Annotated in this window: 5 protein-coding genes; all 5 read right to left on the reverse strand. The window is 59.3% G+C overall.

Annotated elements, in window-relative coordinates; genetic code table 11:
* Positions 1–18 precede the first annotated feature (18 nt).
* The 5 genes from K8U03_02785 to lepB all read right to left on the reverse strand — a co-directional run bounded on the left by K8U03_02785 (position 19) and on the right by lepB (position 6,631).
* The gene (locus K8U03_02785; GenBank protein MCE9603809.1) at positions 19–1,002 is read right to left on the reverse strand and encodes a glycine cleavage system protein T; all 984 of its coding nucleotides are present in this window, start codon (positions 1,000–1,002) and stop codon (positions 19–21) included.
* Between the two features lie 154 nt (positions 1,003–1,156).
* A complete protein-coding gene (gene rnr, locus K8U03_02790; GenBank protein ID MCE9603810.1) occupies positions 1,157–3,760 on the reverse strand; it encodes a ribonuclease R in 2,604 nt (867 codons plus the stop codon).
* A 128-nt stretch (positions 3,761–3,888) separates the two neighbouring features.
* A complete protein-coding gene (locus tag K8U03_02795; GenBank protein ID MCE9603811.1) occupies positions 3,889–4,314 on the reverse strand; it encodes a helix-turn-helix domain-containing protein in 426 nt (141 codons plus the stop codon).
* 424 nt (positions 4,315–4,738) lie between these two features.
* Positions 4,739–5,713, reverse strand: coding sequence for an HD domain-containing protein (locus K8U03_02800; protein ID MCE9603812.1), 975 nt, complete (start codon positions 5,711–5,713; stop codon positions 4,739–4,741).
* Between the two features lie 138 nt (positions 5,714–5,851).
* On the reverse strand, positions 5,852–6,631 hold the full coding sequence (lepB, locus tag K8U03_02805; GenBank protein ID MCE9603813.1) for a signal peptidase I: 780 nt from the start codon (positions 6,629–6,631) through the stop codon (positions 5,852–5,854).
* Positions 6,632–6,774: the final 143 nt, after the last annotated feature.

Here is a 6,774-nt window from a genome sequence, read left to right on the forward strand (position 1 = left end):
AGATTAACGCATAGAAGATTATTGTCCGCGCCGATAAAACGGCAGCGGCACGACGCGGCAAGGCTCTCCTTTGCCCCGAATGTCGACGGTGAGTTCCGTGCCGATATGCGCCTGTTCGTGTGCGATGTAAGCCATCGCGATCGGCTGATTGAACGTCGGCGAGAAAGTGCCGCTCGTCACTCGGCCGACGACATCCGCACCGCTGAGCACATGGAACCCTTCGCGCGGCACTCGCTTTCCATCGAATGAGAGCCCGACGCGCCGCGGCAGCGACGTATCGCCGGCGAGAGGCAGCAGGGCTTTATGTCCGGGAAAGTCGCGATGTTGCGCTTCGACGATCAACTCCCAGCCGTCTTCGCCGGTGTAGCCCGTGCGGCTGACGATCGCCGCCGCTCCAGGTCCGTCGTTGCCGCTCCGAATGCGCGCCTCGACGCATTGATAGTAGCGCATCATTTCCAGCGGAGTCGCCATCCGATGCAGCGTGATCAGCGGTTGCACCAGCTTTAAGGCACGCGGACCTTGCACGGCGATCATCGCCCACTCGTGGGTCGCATCCGTCATCCGAATGCGGTCGTTGCCGTGCAGGCGGGGCTCGATCCAGTCGACGATCTTCCGCCGATTGCTCGCATTGACGACGAGCAAGTGATAGGTCCTGCCGCTTTCGTTTTGCAAGCGATAGACAAGTATGTCGTCGAGAATGCCGCCGGAGTCGTTCGTGACGAGCGAGTAGCGAACTTGGCCCGTCTTCATATCGCCGACGCGGCGCGTGAGCAACGAATCGAGAAACTCCGTGGTGTCGGTTCCGTCGTCGGCCGCACCCTCGAAGCGGAGTCGGCCCATGTGCGAGACGTCGAACAGGCCGGCGGCTTGACGAACGGCCGTATGCTCGGCGGCGATCGAGGCGTATTGCACCGGCATCGACCAACCGGCGAAGTCGACCATCCGGCCGCCATGCGCGGCATGCCAAGCGTGAAGCGGCGTCCCTGCTAACGATTCGGTCATCGAAGCCTTCCGTATGCGACAGTCGGCGGCAAAGTGCTATGGGGGCGTGCCGCCTGCCGGCCGTGTGGCTATTCTATCGCTCGTCGTCCAGGATTCCAGTCGTTCCCCGATTGCGTGGAATAGGCGCACTCGAATCTCGCAATTTTCCGATCGACTACCGCTTGCGACGTTTGCTTTCCTTGCTTGCGGGGCGAATCGAGTTCTTTCGCTCGGCTCCCTTCTCGAAGCGGTTTTTTTCCAGTCCGTGTTTGCCGACGACCCCTTCGCCGTGCTTCGCGACTTTCGCGCGCCCGAGTCGATCGACGATGCGAAAATCGAGTTCGCGGCGATCGACGTCGATATGCGCGATCGTCACGCGGATGCGATCGCCGAGCCGAAACGCGTTGCCCGCGCGCCGGCCGGTGAGGCTGTGCGTCGGACGATCGTAATGATAGATGTCGTCGGCGAGCGTGCTCGCATGGATCATCCCCTCGGCCGGAATCTCACGACCTTGCGCGAAGAGCCCGAATTCTTCGACGCCGGTCACGACCGCTTCCATCTCTTCGCCGATCTTGTCGCTCAGGTAAGTGAGCAGTTTCACTTTCGTCAGCTCGCGCTCGGCCGACTCTGCGCGTCGTTCGCGGTCGCTGCAATGTTCGCCGAGCGAAGCGAGTTCGTCGAAGTCGTTGCGCGGTTTATGGCCGTTGACGAGGCAATCGAACAAGCGGTGAATCGTCAGGTCGGGATACCGGCGGATCGGCGACGTAAAGTGGCAGTAGCAATCGCTTGCAAGCGCGTAGTGTCCTTCTTCGTTCGGTGCGTAGACGGCCCGTTGCAAGCTGCGGAGCAAGGCGTAATTGACCGCTTGTTCCGTCGGTTGACCGTGGGCGTCGGCCAGGAGTTGTTGCAGCGCGAAGCGACTTTCGAGCCCTTCGGCGGTCAGGCCTAGCGAGTTGACGAAACCTTCGAGTAGCTTGAGCTTGCGAGGATCCGGGGCTTCATGGATGCGACGCAGGAAGTGCCAGCCGGCCTCTTCGATCGTTTCGGCCACGGCCATGTTGGCGGCGAGCATAAACTCTTCGATGAGCTGATGGCTCTCGGTGTTGACCACGCGATGCGCACCCACGACCTTGCCGTTTTTATCGAGATCGATCTTCACTTCCGACATCGAAAGCTCGAGCGCCCCCTTCGCCATCCGGCGCTGACGCAACAACATGCCGAGCTCATGCATCCGCGCGAGAAGTTCATGCACTTCGGGCGTCAGCTTGCTGTTCCAGGCCGTGCGGTCGGCCAAATAGTCGTCGACCTCTTCGTAGCTGAAGCGGCGACAACTCTTGATCGCGGCGTTGCGAAGCTCGACGTTGCAACGAATACCCTCCGGCGTGATCTCCATAAAGGCCGTCTTCACGTACCGTACCCGATCGGGCTGCAAACTGGCGAGGCCGTTCGAGATGACTTCGGGGATCATCGGAATCACGCGGTCGGGCAGGTAGACGCTCGTGCCGCGCTCGCGCGCTTCACGATCGAGCGGCGACTTCGGCCGCACGAAGTGCGCGACATCGGCAATATGGACTCCGAGCAGCCAGTGGCCGTTTTCCAGTTTTTCGAGCGAGATCGCGTCGTCGAAGTCGCGAGCATCGACCGGATCGATCGTAATGACGGTCTTCCCGGTAAGATCCATTCGGTCGCCGAGATTCGTTTCGTCGAACGCATCGGCTTGTCGACGCGCGTCTTCGACGACATCGTCGGGAAACGCTTCGGGCAGGTCGAATTCACGAATGACCGAGAGCGTGTCGATGCCGGGCTCGCCACGCGCGCCGAGCACTTCGACGATCACCCCGTCGCCCGACTGCCAGTAGGTCGGAACGCGGACCATCTCGAACACGACCTTGTCATCGGGCCGAGCGTTCTTCGCGCCGGGATCGCCGACCGAGATCGGTTGCTTGAAGATCGTGCCGTCGACTTGCACGAACGCCCCGCCGCCGGTCTCCAGGTAGGTGCCGACGAACTGATGCGTCTTCCGCTCCATGATCTCGATGATCCGCCCCTGGGCGTTTCGATTGCGATGCTTCTCGCTCGAGACTTTGACGCGCACGGTGTCGCCGGTCGCGGCGTCGCTCGCATCGTCGGCGAGGACGAAAATGTCGCCGGCGCGATCGTTGCCTTGCGTATTCAAAGGGCGGACGAAACCGAAGCCGGCTTGATGGCGACGAAACGTGCCGACGAGTCCGGATTTCGATTTACCGGGGAGCTTCGTCCGATGGAGCGGGCGCTCTCGCGATTGCACCTCTTCGGTAGCCTCGTCGCTTTCGACTTCGGGCGTCATGTCGAGCTCGTCGTCGATGTCGTCCGCGAGTAGCTCGTCATCCCCGCTAGCCGCAACGGGTTTCGCTTGCGGTTTCGCGAAAGGAGCATTAGCCGTATTGTCGCCGACGGTTTTCGCTGCGATTTCCGCACTTAATTTGTTTTGCTTTTTCGTCGTCTTCAGCGGCGGAGCATGGATCGGGCCGACGAGATGCTGCGCCCCGAAGACGGCTAGCCCTCGTTTGACGAGCTTCTTGATCACGCGACGGACTTCGTGCCGCTCGTCTTCGGAGACCTTGAGTTGCTTGGCGATGACGCGCGGCTTGACGGGCCGATAGTTCGGCGCATTCAAATGCGCCAACACACGCTCCGACAAGGTGAGCGTTTCCGTCGGCGGTTTCGCCGTCGTATCCGGAGCACCTGCGCTCACGGCATCTTCACGGCCTTCCGTTTCATTCATTTCTGATTCAGACATTCGAACTGTATTCCTAACGATATTTCTTGCGGAGCTGAGTTTAGTGCAGCGGCAACATGCCGCGCGAAGCTTCGCTGAATTCTTTGTTTTCTAAGGTTTGTATATTGCGAGTTGTTTTTCGTCGCACGTTATGGCGAGCGGAAATCGAACACGGTGGGGTCGACCTCGAAGTAGGCTGCGAGTTTGCCGATCTGGCCCCGATTCAAGCGGCGTTTGCCGTGCAGCACGTTGGACAGTACGGAACTGGGAATCCCGGTCTCGCGGGCAACGACGCTTTGAGTGACTTTCTTAAGTCGCAGCAGAAACGTAATCATCTCGCCGTCGGAAACCGGCTCGACCGTGACCTCGCGATCTTCGTATTTCTCGATGATGTCGCCGAGGACCTCGAGATAGTCGCGCTCGTCACGCGACAGTTTCTCTTTCGCTTCGAGCGACTCGGCCACCTGATGAGCGCGACGGAGTTGCGCGTCGCCGGTCAGCGGTCGTAGCGGAAAGGTGCCGACGAGCTCCAGGTAGCGATCTCCGTTCGCATTCTTCTTCGCAGATTTGATCATCACCGGCATGATTTCAGGCCTGTTGCGCTATGGTTCATGAATAGTTTCGGGAGGCAAACACGAATGAGCATGGCTCTCGGTGGAAGGGGCGGCACTGCCGACGAATGAGGGGCCGCGAGGCATAGCTGAGCCCTGCGGAACTTCCCAACAGAAGCGAGGCACTCCTGAATAAGAGCTTGAGCCTCGAAGCGTTCGCGGGCCGCAATGCGTGCAGGCCCAGCCAATAAATCGGTTTCACTACAAGTATCTTAGCAGAATGCTAAGGATTGTCAAAAGGGGGCGGAAATCGCCCTTAAGTAGCAGGCACGTTCCACGTGCCGTTCGCCACATGCGTCGTTCCCAATCGTGTCGTTCGGCGATGGTGGCGTGTCGGAATGTCCGAAGTCGTCCGTGGCTACGGCACGTAGAACGTGCCTGCTACTTTCTACTCCCCCGGTCCGGCTCCCTTAAAGAACTTCCGTCCGAGGTTCGCGTGGTACGTCGTCCACGAGCTATCCACGTTCGGGTCGTCGCGGATCAACAAATTGAAGCTGTGCATCTTCGCATCGAGATTGTCGAGCAAGTGCAGCGCCACGGCTTCGAGGGTCATCGGAAGTTTCGGGCTGCCGTATTCGTATTCGCCGTGATGGCTGACGATCATGTGCTTCAATCGCAGGATGAGCTCCACCGGGAACGGTTCGCCCGAAAGTTTCTCCGCTTCACGGGCTTTGTAATCCAGCGCGGCGACGGCCATGACCAAGTGCCCGATGAGTTGCCCTTCGTCGGTGTAGGCGAAGCCACGGTCGTAACTCAGTTCGTCGATCTTTCCCATGTCGTGTACGAATGCGCCCATCAAGAGAAGGTCGCCGTCGACTTGCGGATAGAGCGGGCGCACGGCCGAGACGAGATCCATCATCTGCACGACATGGTGCAGTAAGCCGCCGACGTAGGCATGATGGTTCTTCACGCCGGCCGGAGCGCGTGAGAACTTCTTCATGAACGCGGTGTCGAGCAGGAAGCAATCGGCGAGGTTGCGCAGGTGCGGATTCTTCATGCCGCGTAGGTGGGCGGACAAACGGCCGGCGAGCTTGTCGATATCGGCCGGCGTGAGGGGCATGAAGTCCCCTTCGTCGATCTCTTCCGGTCGGGCTCGATGGATGCTGGAAATAATGAGCTGCATCGCGCCTTGAAAGAGTTGCGTCGAGCCTTCGATGCGGACGAAATCGCCGTCTTCGAAGCCGCGGTATTCGACATCGCTCGCGTTCCACATGCGGCCGGAGATCGTGCCGCTGCGGTCGGAAAGCTCGACCTGGAGGTAGAGGTTGCCGTTGCGATTGGCCCGAAGTTGCTTCATGGAAGCCAAGAAGACTTGGCTGATGTGATCTTGCTGACCGAACTGATTGATGAACTTGCGAGCCATCCGACACGACTTTCCGAAGCGAAGCGAGCCGCTCTATGGAGAGCGCTCGGGAACGGGACAAACCGTGATTCTAGAAACGGACGTCCGGAGCGACAAGGAGCGGAACGGGTTGCGCGAGAGCGACCCGCGAAGTTCTCATTACGAAAGCCTGCGGAATCGGGCCGGGGGCCAAAAGATCCACTGAGCAACACCAAGAATGTCGTCGCGAAGAATCGGCCCGAGTGAAGCCGAATCGACCGCAGCCCTCGCATCGTCCGCTAGTACGCAGTATTCATTTTCGAGAAGCGATTCGTTGAAACCTCCAGGCAGCGACGCACGTTCTTCGTCGGCGTCGAAGGAGGCGTCCGTCTGCTTCTTCTTGCGATAAGTGGAGGCGATCGCGGTGGGCACGGCGATTGGTTTTCGATCGACTAATAGATTTTCTTCATCGAACTCGATCTTCTCTCCGGGTAATCCGACGACGCGCCCAGCAAAGGTCTCTTCGGGAAACTGAGGAGATCGAAATGCGACGATGTCCCATCGAGCGATTCGCTGTCTAGGAGCAACGAGTAGACGGTCACCCAATCGCTCTAGGCGACCTTGTCGGCTTTGCTCGACGAAGTTATCGCACGTCAAACAACGCCCCATCGCAGGTGGGAGTGTTTCCCCCGACTTTGCTGGACGCTCCTTGATGTCCATTTCGGAAAGCACCAGCCCGAGGCAGGTGGGGCAACGGCTTTCGCGTCTGTTGCTGCGGATCAGCGGCGCCATACCGTTGTTCGCGATTCCATTCGTTGTGTCGACGACCAATTTGAATAGGAATCGTATGCCATCCATGAGCTTCTCAAACACCAGAGTGCTTACGAACATGATCGCTGTTTGGGCAGGCGTTCCATGGAAGCCTTTGTGGAGAATCAGAAACATCAAAGCGAGGGACACGACTAGAAGCAGTTACAAAACTTCGTGTTGCTAGCTAAACGCTCTTCGATCGGGCTTCGTATCAGTGGAAAAGGAGTCCGCTGATGCCGAATCGATCCCGCTGTGATGCGGGGTCCAGGATGGAACCCGAGAGTTGTCCGACG

Source organism: Planctomycetia bacterium (genome assembly GCA_021413845.1).
Taxonomy (GTDB): domain Bacteria; phylum Planctomycetota; class Planctomycetia; order Pirellulales; family PNKZ01; genus PNKZ01.